Annotated in this window: 10 protein-coding genes and 1 tRNA gene; 5 read left to right on the forward strand and 6 right to left on the reverse strand. The window is 43.9% G+C overall.

Annotated elements, in window-relative coordinates:
- Positions 1–375: 375 nt before the first annotated feature.
- Complete coding sequence (locus tag QW087_05030; protein MEM2944084.1) at positions 376–6,507, forward strand: CARDB domain-containing protein; 6,132 nt, start codon at positions 376–378, stop codon at positions 6,505–6,507.
- Between the two features lie 237 nt (positions 6,508–6,744).
- Here QW087_05030 and QW087_05035 read toward each other — a convergent pair whose 3' ends face one another.
- Genes QW087_05035 through QW087_05055 form a run of 5 tightly spaced genes read right to left on the reverse strand, consistent with a single transcriptional unit; the run spans position 6,745 to position 13,132 of the window.
- Positions 6,745–8,445 (reverse strand): type II/IV secretion system ATPase subunit, encoded by a 1,701-nt coding sequence (locus tag QW087_05035; protein MEM2944085.1) that lies wholly within the window; start codon positions 8,443–8,445, stop codon positions 6,745–6,747.
- A 12-nt stretch (positions 8,446–8,457) separates the two neighbouring features.
- Positions 8,458–9,372, reverse strand: a complete 915-nt coding sequence (locus tag QW087_05040) for a type II secretion system F family protein (protein ID MEM2944086.1) — start codon at positions 9,370–9,372, stop codon at positions 8,458–8,460.
- 12 nt (positions 9,373–9,384) lie between these two features.
- Positions 9,385–10,371, reverse strand: coding sequence for a type II secretion system F family protein (locus tag QW087_05045; GenBank protein MEM2944087.1), 987 nt, complete (start codon positions 10,369–10,371; stop codon positions 9,385–9,387).
- Positions 10,372–10,417: 46 nt separating this feature from the next.
- Positions 10,418–12,190, reverse strand: coding sequence for a type II/IV secretion system ATPase subunit (locus QW087_05050; GenBank protein ID MEM2944088.1), 1,773 nt, complete (start codon positions 12,188–12,190; stop codon positions 10,418–10,420).
- A gap of 18 nt (positions 12,191–12,208) precedes the next feature.
- The gene (locus QW087_05055) at positions 12,209–13,132 is read right to left on the reverse strand and encodes a hypothetical protein (GenBank protein MEM2944089.1); all 924 of its coding nucleotides are present in this window, start codon (positions 13,130–13,132) and stop codon (positions 12,209–12,211) included.
- Between the two features lie 364 nt (positions 13,133–13,496).
- Between QW087_05055 and QW087_05060 the strand changes: the two genes are divergently transcribed.
- Together QW087_05060 and QW087_05065 are read left to right on the forward strand one after the other, a co-directional pair.
- A tRNA-Phe gene (locus tag QW087_05060) sits at positions 13,497–13,590 on the forward strand.
- A 44-nt stretch (positions 13,591–13,634) separates the two neighbouring features.
- Positions 13,635–14,096, forward strand: coding sequence for a hypothetical protein (locus QW087_05065; protein ID MEM2944090.1), 462 nt, complete (start codon positions 13,635–13,637; stop codon positions 14,094–14,096).
- Between the two features lie 26 nt (positions 14,097–14,122).
- Here the strand turns inward: QW087_05065 and QW087_05070 are convergent, their stop codons facing one another.
- Positions 14,123–16,087, reverse strand: coding sequence for an ATPase domain-containing protein (locus QW087_05070; GenBank protein ID MEM2944091.1), 1,965 nt, complete (start codon positions 16,085–16,087; stop codon positions 14,123–14,125).
- Positions 16,088–16,487: 400 nt separating this feature from the next.
- Here QW087_05070 and QW087_05075 point away from each other — a divergent pair, with 400 nt between their 5' ends.
- Both QW087_05075 and QW087_05080 read left to right on the forward strand, forming a co-directional pair.
- Positions 16,488–16,664: a hypothetical protein gene (locus tag QW087_05075; protein ID MEM2944092.1), complete on the forward strand. Its 177-nt coding sequence runs from the start codon at positions 16,488–16,490 to the stop codon at positions 16,662–16,664.
- Between the two features lie 67 nt (positions 16,665–16,731).
- A complete protein-coding gene (locus QW087_05080) occupies positions 16,732–17,790 on the forward strand; it encodes a deoxyhypusine synthase family protein (GenBank protein ID MEM2944093.1) in 1,059 nt (352 codons plus the stop codon).
- Positions 17,791–17,795: the final 5 nt, after the last annotated feature.

The raw sequence follows: 17,795 nt of genomic DNA on the forward strand, positions 1-17,795 counted from the left end.
AAATAAGAAAAAGATGTTTCTGTTTTATTGGTTTGATCTGGTATTTAGTAAAACAATTTCGTTGTTCACGGCGTTCAATTTTTTCGGTCTAATGCTGGATTGATGCAGCAATTTGCTATCATGAAAAAAAATTTCTACGATGCCATGTGTTTTATGAATATAGCCCAGTAACTCAGAGAAATGAGTATATTTTATACAATTCGAATGTAAGTTCCCATACTCCTCCAAAATCAATGATTCATCAATCTCCAATAATGCTTATTGATCATTGCTTCTTATCATTTTATATTACCTGAAAAGATATGTATTTATAATCACTAATATCTAACATCATCTGGCGGAAATATATTTGGTGGGACAATGTTACGGTCAAATTTGGTAGTTAAATCCATAAGCATGCTGATCGTCTGGAGCTTTGTTTTTTCCTCTCTGGCTGGGCTATTTCTTTTCGCTTTGCCGGAAGGAGTTCGAGCATCATCACCAAGTGGGGATGTCATAATCGGCGAAGATTATCCTAATGCCTACTGGGAGATAAATGGCACAATATGTAACATGAGAGGAAACCTCATCATTCGGTCAGGCGGGATAGTTAATGTTGTAAACGGTGGCATAGTTTTCAACCAAGACACTGGTCCTGACGGCGTTGCGGGAACCTCCGATGATCATGTTTATACTTTGGTTATTGAAGACGGTGGAAAACTCATATTGAACAATTCGATTCTTACCACAAATCTCTATCAAATCAACGCTTTCCCCAGTCTAGGAGTCGTGGTGAGGAACAACGGAATTTTGGAAGTGATTGATTCCACGCTAAAATTCCCTGGCCACATTCTCATCGATAACTCGACACTTATAATGAGAAATTCGAGGACCTCTGGGCACTCAGCATCGGATATTATTGCTTACTGTGATCAGACGCAATTCCCTGTTCAATTTTATGATGATTTTGCGACAATCGCTCTTATTTCTTCTGAAGTATACTTTTACGATTGTGAGATTGAGGATCTCCTGGAAGGGGTAGCAATCCCAACATCGTATGATCATCAATATCAATTTGCATGGGACGACGGATCCAAAGTTACAGTTGTTTACAATCTGACGAGAAATGTCAACGCGATTGGGACTAGCAATACGGCAATCGGAGAACTATCTGATTTGTTGTTTGACGATAGCAATCTATTTGCTGTAGCCCCAGGTGAAATCCTGGCAACAGATGGTATTAATCTAGGTGGCTTGGCATTTGACAAGGGAGATGGTGTTACAGTAACTCTTTATGTGAAATATAAGACGGACCCTGGTTACGATGGAAGTAATGTAATTGAATGGTCTTTCAGGAATGGTGCATCATCATCATCGGGAATTCAGCCATCAGATACAGCTGAACCATATAATCCTTCAATAAACGAAGAAGTCACAGCATATGCTACACTTCCAGACATGTCTTCTACGGATTTAAGCAAGATAAACATTACTTTTGAAAACGACGATAGCCTCGATAGGAATGTTTACTTCAACCGTATCTGGGTCGGAATTGAGATCCCACTGCCTAGCTATAGAAACATCACCCTTGTGGGCTCGACAAAGTTGACGGCAATCAACACTTATTTATCAGTCGATTTTTCAGACGATCCATCGGAGCATAATCAGCTGATTGTCCGGGATTCTTCGGTTGCTTATCTTTACGGAGTTTACGCGGATATGGAGCAAGGAACGGTGGGAGCATCAGCATATCTAACAGAAGACAATACGCTGACCGTACTTCCATATGCCAGAGGAGGGGATGACGATACTGGCCAACCGCTGGCAAATCTAATGGCTGATGATAATAACTATTATTCAGTTGTAAACGGAGCTACAATGCACATATCTGGATTTAATGCGAGCGCACTTTCGGGTGATCTTTCTGATGTGGTGTTGCATGTAAAATATATGACAACATCAGGATTTAGCCCTAGCAATTACGTTCAATATTCATTGGACGGTGTGAATTATTTCAATACCAGTATAAGACCGATTCGCACTACTATTGAAACTGAAGATTCCTTCGATCTCCTTGGCGCAGGGATAAAAACATGCGAAGAAATGTCAGATCTACAAATCAGATTTGTAAATGATGGTGGTGATTTAGCATATATCGAGACCATCTGGATAGAGATCGTAATGAGGCCATCCATATATATCTATAGATGGCTCAATCTCACAGTCTTAGATTCTCAGTCGCTACCAGTTGCTAATGCAAATGTTACTGTAACAATCTCTGGTACGAATATCTCAGCGTATTACATTACACCTGATGGAATACAATCAATTCCGCCGAACCAATTGCTCACATATCTCGGGAGAAATGAAACAACACTTAACAAGACCGGGCAGTTTGGTGAAGTTCTTATTCCGCTTTTATGGGAAGTTGTTAATGAGAGCACCCTTCCAAACGCGCATCAACTCGTTGGTGGCTACTCTGCAAAACTCGTATATAGGAACGTAACAGGTTTCGTATATTATGCGTCGTGTGGGTTTAATTTTTCCGCATATCCAGCTATTGCTGAAGAGGATCAGGTAGTTAATAAAATAATACGAATGGAAGATCTTTCCGTCGACAAACCAGATCTGCTTGTTGAATCCTTAACATATAACCCTTTGACGATCTACGAGTACGATGTAGTGACGATCACGGCAAAGATATCGAATTTCGGGGCAACCGCCGTATCTAACATCCTGGTTGATTTCTATGATTTCTACGCGGGGGTCACAACATCGATTGGAAACGCTACAATATCGACTTTGTCGCCGGGAGCTTATCAAGATGTGGAAATTGTTTGGCGTGACACAAGATCGGGTACCCACACAATTACTGTTGAAGTTGACAAAGCTGGAAAGGTACCAGAATTGAGTAAAGTCAATAATCATATGTCCAAGACGCTATTTGTTTTGGCACTACTGCCGGAACTTAGCATCAGTGATGGGGATATAAGTATTGAGCCTGCTGAGCTTTATACTGGACAGTTGGCATTCATCAATGCGACAATACACAACACCGCAGGAAAGAAAGACGCCTCAAACGTTTCCGTTGATTTCTATGCTGGAAACCCGCTGACGGGCGGAAGGTTGCTGGGTACCACATATATAGATGTGCCTTCTGGAGGATCAAACGTAACACACTTCACCTTTATCCCCACTCAAATTGGCAATTATCCAGTTTACGTCTACGTTAATAAAGCCCAGAGAATACTCGAATACTCCTACAATAATAACATCGCAAGTAAGAATGTTCAAGTCGAGCTGTCAGCCGGCCCGAACGATCTTGTTGTCGACGATGACGACGTTTTCATGATCTTGCCTGGTACTTACTACTTCTCTGGAAATATCATCATCAAAGATAATGGAACACTCATTGTTGATTCAGCTACATTTACGATATATCAAAGGATGGTGGACGAATTCCTGATAGTTATTCAGGACAACGGATCGCTATTAGTAGATTCATCTACCCTTAACTCTAATCAGAACATCAAGACATACTTGTTCGATCACGCAACTCTAAAACTTAATGCTTCTATAATAGGACCTACGCTTTCCGTTATGGCTGATGATAACGCGGAGATACAAATCATAGCATCAACGGCCCATTGCGAAATTATTGCCCCATCATCTTCCAATGCAGTGATTACCGCAGTGAACTCAACCTTCACCAAGCCATTGGCGTCACTGGGCGGAAATTCAAAGGCGTATCTCACCAGTATAGCAGCTCCAAGCATTCAACCCAAGGAATCTGCTGTAGCGTTGCATTACAGATGGCTCACTGTGACCGTCTTAGACGGCGTCGGGATACCTCTCGAGGGAGCTTATGTCAGTATTAATTACTACGTAAATGGCAGCTTATATGCAGGTGCAATTACGAACGAGAATGGCAAAGTTACAATAGCAGCTCTTTGTGATAGATTAACTTCTTCTTCGATTCAATATGTTGGTTGGTACAAGGTTAACGCCACATACTGGTATGATGGAACTCCTTATGAAACAGATATCCCAATGGGCGTTTCACTGGCCTACTACGCGACTCCGCTTGCTCGCAACGATAAATCCGTCGTCGTATCAATACAAAGTGCTTTGCCCGACTTGGATCCGCCATTCTGGGTTTCAGACACTTCTCCGGCAAGGGGTCAGTCGGTTGTACTAACAGCCAATATCACGAATAGTGGAGTGGTTCCGGCAAATGGTGTGGTTGTGAGATTCTATGACAATGCGAGTGTCATCAGCAATCATGTTATTGCATTGATTAATCCGGGGGAAACCGTCACCGTTAACACGACATGGGTCGCAGGATTGCCGCTCGGTGAGCACAATCTATCGGTTGTTGTAGATCCAGATAATCTTCTGAAAGAGCTAGACGAATCAAATAATGTCAATTACACTCTTGTTTACGTGCGTGGCGTGGCCCAACTTCGTGTCACAACAGGAGACCTTGTATCGGTACCGACATCTCCCGTGACAAATAGTACGGCAACGATCGTGCTTACAGTGCGAAACGAAGGCGATATTACAGCTGAAAATGTCAATGTCACCTTCTATCAGTTGAGAAATGGAGGCTCGCTAGAATTCGTCGGCTATACACTTATAACCAGAGTTCTTGCGGGGAGCTCTGAAACAGCATCTATCTCATGGATACCAAGTCTACCAGGTGCTTGGACTATAGTTGCAATTGTAGATGAATTCAATGAGATTGAGGAAACTACTAAAGTCGATAACATCATAAATCAAGAAATCATCGTAAAGAATTACGGAGATTTGACTCCTACCACAATTGTTTTCTCACCAGCAAGTCCTCTGGCAGCAGGCACGCACATTAGAATGGATGTTACTGTTAGAAACATTGGAGAAAGTACAGCTGGAAGTGCCGTAGTTGAGTTCTGGTTGGATGCAATTGGCGGTTCTGGTACACTCATCGATGAAACATTCACTGGTGCGATCAGCCCCGGTCAGACCGTTATCATCTCCGGCGAATGGGATGTGGAAATTTCATCAGGATTGAGTGCGCAGACCAGGACAATTTATGTGGTAGTGAATCCTGATTTAATAGTATCTGAAATAAGCTACTCAAATAACATTGCGAGCCAGCAACTCGTTATATATGATACAAGACCTGATATTCTGTTTTTAGGAGGTATAGAGGCGACCTTAGGAGGCACCGTAGTAGATGAGTTGTACATTGGAGAAACGGTCGTTTTGGGCGTTGAAATGAAGAACAGCGGATATGCTTCCGCTTTGGGAGTGAGTATAGCGTTTTACGCCATTGATGCAGATTTGATCCCGAGATATCTTGGCTCCATAACAAAAGACTTTGGAGTTGGCGCTACTATCACTGGCAATCTCACTTGGACCGTAAATCTCACGGCGGGCACATATTCGATTGTTGCAAGAATCGACCCCAATGGGCTTATCGATGAGTCAAATGAAGATAACAATGAGCTCTCTTCCACCCTCAATATCTCAATACCCACAGCGGTGATAATTGTCGATTTAGGAAATACATACACTTACAAAGCTGGCGAAGACATGGTCGTGAGCGGTCGCGTGAAAAATCAGGTGACCGGCAATCCGCTATCTGGTATAGCACTGGCCATTTCGCTAGTTGATTCAAATGGCGATGTCGTAAGCGGGCCGTATACAGTAACAACGAATCAAAATGGATACTACAATGCTGTAGTCTATATACCGATAAGCGCCTCTGGAAGTTGCAGTCTTGTTGTTACGGCGACGATCTCAGGAGAAGAGACTGATAAGGTCGTAGGAATCACCATCGAGAAAGGATTTACAGAAACAGGCATCGAATGGTGGGTTTACGCGCTCATAATCGCGATTGTTGCTGCCATCATCATCGCATTCTCAGTTTATCTGTACAAGTACGGTCTTGGTAAGATGGTGGAATGCGGCGAATGCGGAGCCCTCATTCCAGAGTCTTCCCGCCGGTGCCCCAAGTGCGGTGTAGAGTTTGAATCAGGAACTGTTAAATGTAGTGAGTGCGGTGCGTGGATACCTGCCAATTCGTCAGAATGTCCTGAGTGCGGAGCGAAATTTATCACTGAACCACTTGCGGAAGAGGAAGACGAATACATGAAGAAAATGAGGGAACAGTACAACCGTTTCATTGAGGTTTACAGGGAACAAGCCAGGAGCGAGCTAGGGAAGAAATATTCTGAAGAAAAATTCAGGGAATGGTGGAAGAAACAGCCAACATACATCTCATTTGAGAAATGGTTGTCGCAAGAAGAGGAGAGGAGGAAGCTTGGTGCATTTGCGTGCCCCGTGTGCGGTACGCTGAATGCAAGGGGATCGACAGTGTGTCACAAATGCGGCACTGTATTCGAGGGTGGGAAGGAGGAATTATCAGAGGCACCGCCAGAAGAAGAGAAGCGCAAACCGCTGAGAAGGATTATAAAGCGCCCCGCTGAGAAGAAGGAAGGTCCTGAGGAGAAACAAAAATCGGGAGAAGAGGAGAAACGAGAATAGGACTCACAAACCTCTTCTTCTTTTTTAATGATTAACATTTTTTATTACATTCAATGAATTTTCATTTGCCAAAGAATTTTGAGATGTGCACGAATAGTCCTTGGATTTTTGGTCTGGACCCCCAAGCGGGAGATCCATCTGGCGAATCCTGCGCGGATTGATTTACTTCGCGCCCACTAGACCCAAATAGCAGAACGTCAATCTGAGTGATGCTCTTATCGGATTCGTTTCAATTTGTCAGCTCTCAGCCAATTTCTCCCTGACTTCCTTAATGACTCTCTCAGGATCACGATAGTATGCGGAAATAATTTTTGCAACATCTCTGTAATTGTCAACATTGATTTTCTTCATGTATTCAAGAATGTCGACCCTTCGCTTCACTTCCCTCTCCATTTCTCTTGGCGACCAGTTCCTTATCGTTCTCACCTTCTCGTAGATATAAGAATGACCACTGAAGCTGAAGGTATCATCTGCTGGATTCCAAACATGTACCGAGTTTGTGATGAGTTCACCAGTCTCAGGATCCATGCCAACAATCTCAGTGAGCGATTTAACGCGCCTAGTCATCTTCGTTCCGACTTTCACCTGGGCCTGGAGTAAAACGATGTCAAGGGCCGTTAAAAGGGCCCTTGGCAGGTTAATTGGATCATTTTCCATTCTGTGAACCATCGCCTGGACGTCCTCTGCGTGGAATGTTGAGAATGCGGTCTTACCTGTAGCCATTGCCTGGAATACTACGTACGCCTCTTTTCCTCTGACCTCACCGACCATTAGGTACTGGGGTCGCTGTCTAAGAGCCGCGGTTAGAAGTTCAAACATGTCGATCGTTCCAGCTTTGTTTGCGCTTCCTCTACCACCGAATCCCTCCCTCGTCAAGGCTGGTATCCAATTCTCGTGAGGAAGATTCAATTCCCTTGTATCCTCAATACTGACGATTTTCATCTGAGGTGGAATGAAAAGCAGTATTGCATTTAGCGTCGTCGTCTTACCGCTGGCAGTTCCGCCACAGACCAACATAGAGCTTCCGTATTCTGTAGCAATCCAGAGGTATGCCATCATGTCAGTGCTCATGGTTTTGAATTTCAGCAAATCGATAGGAGTGAATGGATTTTCTTTAAAACGTCTAATTGTAAAAGAAGATCCTCTCTTCGTCACATGTTTGCCCAAGGTGGCGTTCAATCTAGATCCATCAGGTATGGTCGCGTCAAGTATTGGATCGGCTACCGAAATATGTTTCCCGCATTTCTGTGCTAGCCATACCACGAACGAATCGAGCTCTGCTTCATCATCGAACCTAATGTTCGACTTGATAGAGCCATACTTTCGGTGGAATATATATAGTGGGATCCCGACACCGTCGCAGGAACAGTCTTCGACGTTTGGATCGGTCATCATAACATCGATGACACCATATCCAATGAAATCCCTGCGGAGATAATAATGGATTCTTTCTCGCGAAATCGGATGCAACCTTATTCCAAAATTCTTCAAAAGTGAATCTGTTGCGAGTCTCAGAATATCCTCTCTTTCCTTTAGTGTCTCAACCTCAGTGAGGTTGAGCGTCAAAATCAGCGAAGTTTTCAAAACATCCAGTATGTTTTTCTCATCTTCCGTAAGACTTGGCTCAATGACTTCGTAAAGATATTCGCCGGCAGTGTTGTCATACTTTATTCTGACGAATGAATAGGGATCGTGGATCTTTGCTATTTCGACCTCATCGACGTTCGTTTCCGTAATTTTAGGTATCTCCGTTATTACATCGAGCGATCCTCTAGTGATGCCTGCTGGGATTCGAACCTTAAGCGGTTTACCTCTTAATCTCAAGAGCAACGAGAGGTACTTACTTGACAGTCCTCCCACCCTTGGTTTCTTTTCTTCCTCAATCACAGCGGCAGGTACTCCCTCCGCCACATTTTCTGCTTCAACAGATCCCGCCATTCCAGATCCCCTTTAAATGAGTCTCGTACCAATCAATCCAATCACCAACATAATGAAGCTGTGTCTCATACCGTTGGAGATTCTTCCATCCTGCAACACACCAGCTAGGATCCCATCTCCAAATGCATGGATGACAACAGCGATGACAAAGATCATCTGCACTTGTGGTATGACGTCGGCTCTTATAGTTGCGGGTAGATTCGTGATACCGGCCTGCTCAGCACCCTCTGCAACCTGTCGACCCGCTTCTTCCATTTTTGGAAGGAAAGTTGAGTTCAGAATGAATATCGTTGCAATGAAAACAGCAAAAGCGATGTAGGTAACAACCATGTACGTGGACATTGCGATCTTTCTTTCATTTTCATTAAGCATTGTTTCGCGTGCGTCATGAGAGACCATTGTGAGAACGTCGGCAACACTTCCGCCAGCATCATTTGCCTTGATGATAATTGACATCATTCTGTTGACGAGCGGCGTATTAACACGCTCGGCGAATAATCTCATTGCGTCACCAGCGGGCACTCCCCAATCGATCTGAGCAGCCATCCTCTTTATTTCGGGTGTGAGCTTGCCATATCTACCCCCTGACGCTGCTTTAACAGCCTCAGCCAAAGTCATCCCGAATCGTCCAGCCTCCGCAACGTCTCTTAGGAAGTCTGGAAGCCTTGATTCGATTTCCTTAATCTGCTTATGTTTGTAGCTCGTATAGAACCCATAAGGGCCGCATAATGCCATCAACCCAATTGCGGTATAATCTATCCATTCAAGACCAGTACTTAATCCGCCGATGGCGTCGAGGAAACCGATGAAAATGAAAATGACCATGAAGACTATTCCGATCACAAGCAACGTCTTGGAAAGATCCTTCTTCTTAGTCGCAAGCTGTTTGACATCGATGACATCCTTCGTTTTTTTCTTATCGACCATCGAATCATCTCCTCAAATACTCGCCTCTTTTGTCATATTCCATATGTAAAAAATGAATCCAAATTGAGAAACGGGAATCATGAGCCCTACAACGGCATAAAGGAGCATGAGGGTCGATTGTGATCCGCCTCCGCCGCCAGGCACAATTGCCATTATCGCCATGATGACAACCAAGAACAGCGGAAACGCAACAACGACGGTTACAAACGATTCCGCCATCAAACCGAGGGTCTCGAGCATAGAGCGCATTTCTAGTTTTGCTTCTTTCTCAAATTGCTCAGCCTTCTGCAGGAAGTATGGTTTGAGCTGTCCTCCAGATGTAGCGGTCGTAACCACGCCTTGCAGAAATTCTTGAAATTTCCTCGACGGCGTTCTCTGGGCAGCGTTACTGATCGCTGTCAAAATGTCAACGCCCAGTAACTCGGTATCTCTTGTGATCCATTCTGCCTCGTTCCGAATCTCTCCGTAAATTGGCTGCCTTGCTAGTTCTTTGAAAATTACATCAACATTTACATCAGCAGAGGCCATTGCGGAAATGAAACTCATGGCCGGTCCTATTCTCTTATCAATATCCCTGGCACGCCTCTTGGCCACGGAGGCTGGTTGTGATATCAAAACTGAGTAGGCGAGAATTGGAGGGATGGCAATAATGAGTGCTGAAAAAACGAGCACGAGAGATACGTCGATGTTTAAGAAGCTGATAATTGCGCCGCCGAATACCAGTGAGACAACCGCTGAAATAATGCCAACAAGAATTGTCGTCATCCACACATACGCAGTATACTCCTCAGGCCGTATTTTCATATGAGCTTGTAGCAATGATTGCTCGAGTTTGGGATTCGGTTTTGCTTTGAGCTTAACGAATGCTCCTAGCGTGCGCCAACAAAATTGTTGGTACTTTGTCAGTTTGACATATTCAGGCTTGGCGCCTTTTGGAAGTCTTATCATGTGTGGCCCTTTGATCTCCTCGCCCTCTTCCTCCGCCCTTTTCGTCTTCATATACGATTTTCTCATGGAATCCAGTCTAGAAAAGATGTCAGAGACCTCAGGCGCCAGAGCTCGCACCCCCTTCAGCTAACTCTCTTCTAACTTTCTTTATTGTTGCTTCTGGATCCTTATAATAGGCATTGATAAGCGACCAAATTTTACGGTGATCTGTCATATCCTTCATCACCATGTACTTGATAATATCTACCCGACGATTGAATTCCTGCGCCATTTCCTCATGGGTTAGGCTTTTCATCTCCATGATCTTATCGAAAAGAAAACTGTGACCCTTGTACACGAATTTGTCTGTGGCTTGATCCCATTCATAGACGGTGTTAGTGATAAGTTCATTGGTTTCTGGCTCGAAACCAACGATCTCAATAACTTGCTTGATCCTTCTCACGAGCTCTGTACCAACTCTTGCGTGCGTCTGCAAAATGACATTTCTTAATGCAGTGAGTAAGATTCTTGGGCAATTGATCGGGGGATTTTCTAGTCTATTTACCATGGACTTTACAGAATCAGCATGCATGGTTGAATAGGTCGTATGCCCAGTAGCCATTGCCTGGAACATGATGTAAGTTTCCTTTCCTCTAACTTCTCCTACGATGATGTAATTTGGCCTTTGTCTTAGGGAGGCTCTTACGAGATCGTACATATCGATCTCACCTGGAGCTTTGCCATCCGGCCCCCTTTCACCTGTGCCGCTCCTTGTCGTTCCAGGAACCCAGTTATCGTGAGGCAAGTTGATTTCCCTCGTATCTTCCATTGTCACTATTTTAGCTGCTGGAGGGATAAATAGTGCAATCGCGTTCAGCGTTGAGGTTTTTCCACTAGCTGTGCCACCTGCAATTATTGCTGACTCACCGTTCTCAACTCCAAGCCAGAAATATGCAACCATCTCAGGGCTTGCAGTACCGTACTTAATCAGCTCCACCGGCGTGAACGGTTTTTCCTTGAAACGTCTGATAGTGAAAGTCGAGCCACGCGTGGTAACCTCCCTCGCGTAAGTCGCCTGAATCCTGTGCCCTTCAGGCGTTGTCCCGTCCAAAATAGGCGTTGAAACCGATATTTGCTTACCACACCTCTGTCCGAGCCCGATGACAAATGAATTCAAATATTCCTCGTCATCGAATTTAAGTGTCGTCTTAATGCTTTCATATTTTCTGTGAAATAGAAAAATTGAAATGCCTACGCCGTCGCATGAAATATCCTCAACATTTTCATCTTTCACGAATGGATCTATCGGACCGTATCCTACAAAATCTCGAGATATGTAGTATTCGATTTTCTTCTTAGCTATCGGATCGATTTTAATGCCACGACTTCTGATAAACGATTCAACGCTTTCTTTCAGGTATTCTTCTTTATCCACCTCAGTAAACTTATCCCAATCATACCCCATCGTCCTTCCAAGCGTATCTTTGATCAGCTCCAGTAACTTAGCTTCTTTGTCGCTTAATCTAGGCTCGATAGCCTCCATTAAGTATTCGTTTGTATGCCGGTCAAATGTGACCCTGATATAGCTGTATGGCTCTACAACCGGGTACACCTCAACAACCTCGATATTCGGATCAGCGATGGGGGGAATTTCCGTTATCACAGATCCTCTTCCTTTTGACCATTCTACCCTTTGCGCTATCTCACCAGTCGGCAGGCGCACCCGCGAAGCCCTACCTGGAGCAAGTGTCCTGAGAAACTTCAAATACGAATCCCGAACTTTCTCACGGATCCCCCTCTTACCATGAATTTCTGATATAAAGTCGTCATCGTAAATCTCATCCCCAACCGTTGTTTCAGAGGCCGCCTTGTTATTAATCTCCGAGTTCATCATTCCCCCACCGTATCCTCACACCATTATAGTAATCTGGACATAAGCTCTGCTATATGCAACTTCATCGACATCTTCAATCGTCAAGGTGATTTCATAGACATCATCATTTATTTCAGTTTTGCTGAGTTCGTATGTCACACCTGCCTTCTTGCAGAGCTCGTCCAGGTATTGGTTCCACGCCGCTCCGTAAATAGTCCTCAAGACAAGGCTGACATCGTTGTTGCTTGTAGAAATACTGAATTCTTGTGTTTCATAATATATCAGCTCAACATTAAGCCCTGCTGATCCTGTTCCAGCGATCGATGCATTGGTACCGAGGAGATCCAATTGGGTTATAGAAACCGTCAATTGAGTTCCCGTCTTTGTGAGCGAAATACCAGGAAATGCTCTTACTACCTCGCCATCGGGCTGTTTCACAATTATAGCACCGTTCTCATAGGCGACCCACTGCTGTACATAATACCTATTTGGAGCCCAAAGCTCAAGAAATCCTCCACCTTCTGCCACAAATTGCTGGCTCTGCCCTCCCGATTGCTCAAAATTGAATTGAACAGAAAATCGTGCATTATCGCCACCCAGGGGCTCATACAGCAAACGGCCGGCGGTTGGAGATGCGAATATGGGCACCCCCTCAGATCCTAATGTTATCGGAGTATAGATGTTTAGCCCGGTTTGTCCAGTTATAGCCGCACTTATTATCATATTGTCAATTCTTCCTTTGAGGTCTCCGAATTGATTGAGAACTTCATTCATATGGGATCTTTCATTTGCCTGCATCCAAACGGGGATGTATGAATTTGTAAAGAGAGAGAGAAATGTCAAGAAAACAAGAAGCGCCATGATCGTTCCAACTGTCGACGCTACCGCCTCTTTGTCACGCTTCAAAAAATAGGATCTTCTTGATTTTAAGTCGCTACCCCCTGCTAATGATCTCCTCATCATGCTCACCAAATGCCAGAACCAGAACTTAAAAAGCACCATATTACTATTTAAACATGTCGTGCCAGCTGGCCATTCTGATAACACGAAATTTCATTTCCTCCATTGATATCGTCTGTCAAATTATGATCTGAGATGAGTCTGTATCCTTTTTAATGCACAATGAGATCTTCTAAATATCGTATTGGGTACATACTATGAAGTGTTGGTGTTGCAAAGTTTTGAAATTAATAGAGGCTCATGTGTGCCTCATGATAATTATCTCCAGATCTTGACAGTAATATCAGATTCAATTGTTTCTAAACCGATTGTTCGGTAGCCTAGGTAAAATTTATTACAGCCTTTTCCTTTGTCGCAATGGTGCGCCGCGGTAACTCAGCTGGGAGAGTGCAAGACTGAAGACTCCCGCTGGGGGTTTAGAAATCTTGAAGTCGCTGGTTCAAATCCGGCCCGCGGCACTTTTCTTAGAAACAATCGAAACATCTAATTATTGAGTACACAGATGATCGTGAGAATTTATGGGACGGCTCTGAAAATGACGCAGGTTAAAGGTTTTGAAATAACGGGTATAGAAGCGCAGAGGTTTTCGAAAACCGGAGAGCGTTTGGTGAATATTCGGATTGAGCAGAACAGCAGTGTGACGCGCATTACTAAGAGTGAAGAAGGTACCGCTTCTGTAGAATTTCGCTTCACAACAAATTATGCTGGTATTGGTTTTATAAAGCTGGAGGGGCAGATAATTCTTCAAGGTGAAGTTGAAAGAATCATCGAAGAATGGAACAAGAAGGGATCAATGCCGGATGACATCGCAAATATCGTTCACAACGTTGTCGTTTCCAATTGCGTACCAACTGCACTACTCATTTCGAGAGATTTGAGACTGCCGCCACCAATTCCTCTGCCAAAGATCAATATCCAAAAAAGAGCAACTCGTGGGCCTGGAGATAGCGTCGAGGTGGCCTAATCTATTTGACAATTGATTCTAACTGATCAGCGAATGTGTTCGAGCGCAAATGACCCGATGGTTAGCCCGGATTTACTCGCAGTGTATCGTATATAGGCGCGGGACTGCACCTCACAAATTCCGATCACAGCGAAGTATGTCTTGAGTTGATCAACTTTGAAATCGATCATCCCATCCATGATGGACCCCATCATCTGGATTTCTTGCTCGCTGTGCATCCCCTTCTCCACAACATATAACGACACGGCCTTATCTCGTTTCCTGCGGCCGCAGAATGGGCTCAAAAATCTGAATGCCGTGTTGATGTCGGAGTATGCAATGAGGGTCGATATCGAGCGGAAAGCTAAGCGATAATATTCGTGTTTTTCCTTAAACTCCTTTGCAATTTTCTCAACGGCGTCCATTATTCCATCATGATCCGTGGGCTCCTCGATATAGGTAACATAGGGATCCTGGGAAGTATCGCCCATGCTTCTCGAGTATGAATCAACATACCTAACAAGACCGAGTCGTTCATATTCTTCGTAGCCCGACATTACGTATTTCATTTCCTCTCTAACGTCATTCGGGCCTTTATCGGTCAAAATCCAGATCGCGGGAATACCTTTTTTCAGACCCTCAGCAATAAACTGATTGACCATGACTTCCTTGCCTATAAATGGTGGACCATGAATGAGCACATTCGAACCAAAAGGAATTCCTCCGAGAAGCAGATCGTCAAGTCTTGGGTTTCCGGTCTTGACCTTCTGTTGCTGCATTTCAAGTGCACGCTGTTCCTCCCTTGCCGCAATCTCATCTTCAATGATGCCCTGCTCTCTTAGTCGCAGCTCTTCCATCTTTGCATTGAGGAATTTTTCTTTCGCTCGGAGCTCTTCCTCCTTCCTTTGGATCTCAGCTTTTAGATCTTCCAAGCGCTTCAATCTTTCATGCTCTTCTATGCTCGTTGCATCTCTTTTGGCATCATCAAATCGTCTTCTTTCTTCTGTAAGAAGTTTTTCCCGGTATAGAATATCTTCCTCTCTCCGGATGAGCTCTTCCTCTTTGTATGTGATCATTGACTTGAGTTTCTGCAGTTCTTCGTCCTTTTCCTGGAGCTGTTCCTTCAATCTTCTTATTTCTTCGTCTCTGAGAAGTAGCGAACGTTCCTTGAGCTTGAGATCTTTGAGCTTCTCCTCGATCTCTGCCTTTGCCTCAGGCGCGCTCAGTTTCGCAATTTTGATCTCATCTTGCAGCAATTTATTCTCGATTGATTTCTGATTCACTTCTTCCTCAAGTTGCTGAATTCTTGCCATCAATTCTTGCTCTCTTCTTCTGAATTCGTTTTCTTTCTCGAGCAATTCAGCATGAAATCGGTCTTCTATACCGATTTCCTCAAGCGCTCCTGTCTTCAAAACTGCATCGCTTGCTACGCCTACTTTTGCCAGAGTGCTTTCTCTCTCTAGAATTGCCCTTTCCCTCTCATCCAGCTCAACAGCTTTCTTGAGAATTTCGGCTTGATCGACTGGAACACCGGCGAGAAATTCCTCAAGCCGACTTTTAATGGCCTTAATTCGCCCCTCAGCATTTTCAAGATCTCTTCTGAGCCTCGCATTTTCGTTGGTAAGTCTCTCCAATTCTTTAGTAACTTGCTCGTAATCTTCCTTGATTTTCTTGTATTCTTCCTCAGCAGATGACTTTTGTTCTCCTTTCAATTCGAGGATCTCGTTCTTGAGATGAGTGATTTCAGATTCATAGGACGCAATCAAATCAGGAAGCGAGTCCGTGTGGATCGCAGCGGGGGTTGACGAAAGTGTGTCAGTTCCCGGATGTTTCGTAGACTCATCAAGCCAAGTGATCAGATCATATTCGCCGTCTAGCCATTTTCTCAGAACAGAATCAGTGTTCGAGGAATTAGCAACAGGGCTGACATTATCGGAAGTCTTGTTATAATTAGCAGAGTTATCTAAATTGTTATCCTCCTTTCTTTCTTCTTTATCTTCATTTTTTATCATCAATTTCTCCTGCTGATTGCTCTGTTTCCGAAGAGTACTTATTTAATTGGTCTTAAGTCTTCTACTTTGTATTTTAATATTTTGCAATCGAGTCCTACCCCCAATTCCTCCAATATCTGACCATTTGATCGAATTAAGATTGAGTGGTTATATTATTCGTAGTCGTAATATCTTCACTGAGGCTATTCTTTTTAGATTAAGAATGGTATTCTTTCATTAGAAATTTAAGGAATCATTCCGTGCGAATGAAAGTTCTCGATTGATTACTTAAGCAGATCGATTCAGAAATTTCAATTAACGGTATTATGAAAATAGAGACAACCTTTCTTCGGGCCAAAATTGAACAAAAAGATATATACTGACAGAAATATCTTGATAAATTCGGGCCTCGACCAGGAGCTTGGAAATGGAAAAGAGAATACACGTCAAAATCGACAAGAACAGTAATTTGACGTTGCGAGAAGTTTTAAAAAAAATCGAAGAAATCCAAGCAGAGCATCCAGAGCTGGATGTCTTTTTCGATGGCGATGAATACGCCATCTGTAGTCGCCCGAAGAAGGTGGAAAGAAGTCTCTAGACTATCCCAAAGGGCGGTCAGCCCTATGGGTGGACCAAGTTCAGATTAACAAAGGAGGAATTGGAATATGGTTACTAGAAAGGAACTCTTGAAGGACCCGGTCAAAGCAATCGACTTTGATAGAATCAAGAATGTCAAAGATCTCGTTGAGGCTTACAAAGACAGCTCAGTGCAGAGCAGGGCTCTTGCAAACTGTGCAACTGTCTACGAGAATGCGCTTACCGATCCCATGAGACCAACAATTATCTTAGGTTTAGCAGGGCCGCTCATTGCTGCTGGTCTGAGAAAGGTCATCGTAGATATGATCAAATACGGCATAGTCGACGTGATCGTTTCAACTGGGGCTATTCCATATCAGGATTTCTATCAAGCGAGGGGCTATCACCATTACAAGTGTTCTCCTTTTATCGATGATGTGAAATTGAGAGAACTGTTCCTGGACAGAATCTACGACACTCTTGTCGATGAAAAGAAATTTGATGAGACTGATAGATATATAGCCGATATCGCCTCGAAATTAGAGCCAAAATTTTACTCGAGCAGGGAATTTTTAGAGATACTTGCGAGTCATGCAAAAGACGAGAATTCAATTCTCCACAATGCCAGGAAATACGGCGTCCCCATATTTGTTCCGGCGCTTAACGACTCATCAATAGGCATCGCACTGACCGAAATGTACGCGAAAATGCGCTCGGAAAAGAAGCCATGCATGAGGATAGATCCTATAAGGGATCTATACGAGCTCACGCAGATTATGATCCACTCAGACAGAACAGGGGTTATCTACATCGGAGGCGGGGTTCCGAAGAACTTCATACAGCAAACGGAGGTTGTTGCATACGCTCTCGGTCATGATAAAGGCGGTCACCATTACGCAGTTCAGATAACAATGGATGTACCATTCTGGGGTGGACTATCGGGTTGCACATTCGAAGAGGCCCAGTCTTGGGGGAAGATCAGCAAGCAGGCAACGAAATCGGTGGCTTATGTTGAAGCCTCGATTGGATTGAGCCTGATGGCTGGTTATATACTTCAAAAAGGAATCTGGAAAAATAGAGAGAGGTTGCAGTTCATTTGGGATAACGACGAACTTAGGGAAATCAAGAAGGTTGCGTTGAAAATCTGATCACC

This window comes from Methanomassiliicoccales archaeon (assembly GCA_038850735.1).
Lineage (GTDB): Archaea > Thermoplasmatota > Thermoplasmata > Methanomassiliicoccales > JACIVX01 > JACIVX01.

Coding starts and splice junctions, on each gene's coding strand:
- QW087_05035 (MEM2944085.1), bottom strand. CDS start 8,445: ATGGCGGGATCTGTTGAAGCAGAAAATGTGGCGGAGGGAGTACCTGCC.
- QW087_05040 (MEM2944086.1), bottom strand. CDS start 9,372: ATGGTCGATAAGAAAAAAACGAAGGATGTCATCGATGTCAAACAGCTT.
- QW087_05045 (MEM2944087.1), bottom strand. CDS start 10,371: ATGAAGACGAAAAGGGCGGAGGAAGAGGGCGAGGAGATCAAAGGGCCA.
- QW087_05050 (MEM2944088.1), bottom strand. CDS start 12,190: ATGAACTCGGAGATTAATAACAAGGCGGCCTCTGAAACAACGGTTGGG.
- QW087_05055 (MEM2944089.1), bottom strand. CDS start 13,132: ATGAGGAGATCATTAGCAGGGGGTAGCGACTTAAAATCAAGAAGATCC.
- QW087_05065 (MEM2944090.1), top strand. CDS start 13,635: ATGATCGTGAGAATTTATGGGACGGCTCTGAAAATGACGCAGGTTAAA.
- QW087_05070 (MEM2944091.1), bottom strand. CDS start 16,087: ATGATAAAAAATGAAGATAAAGAAGAAAGAAAGGAGGATAACAATTTA.
- QW087_05080 (MEM2944093.1), top strand. CDS start 16,732: ATGGTTACTAGAAAGGAACTCTTGAAGGACCCGGTCAAAGCAATCGAC.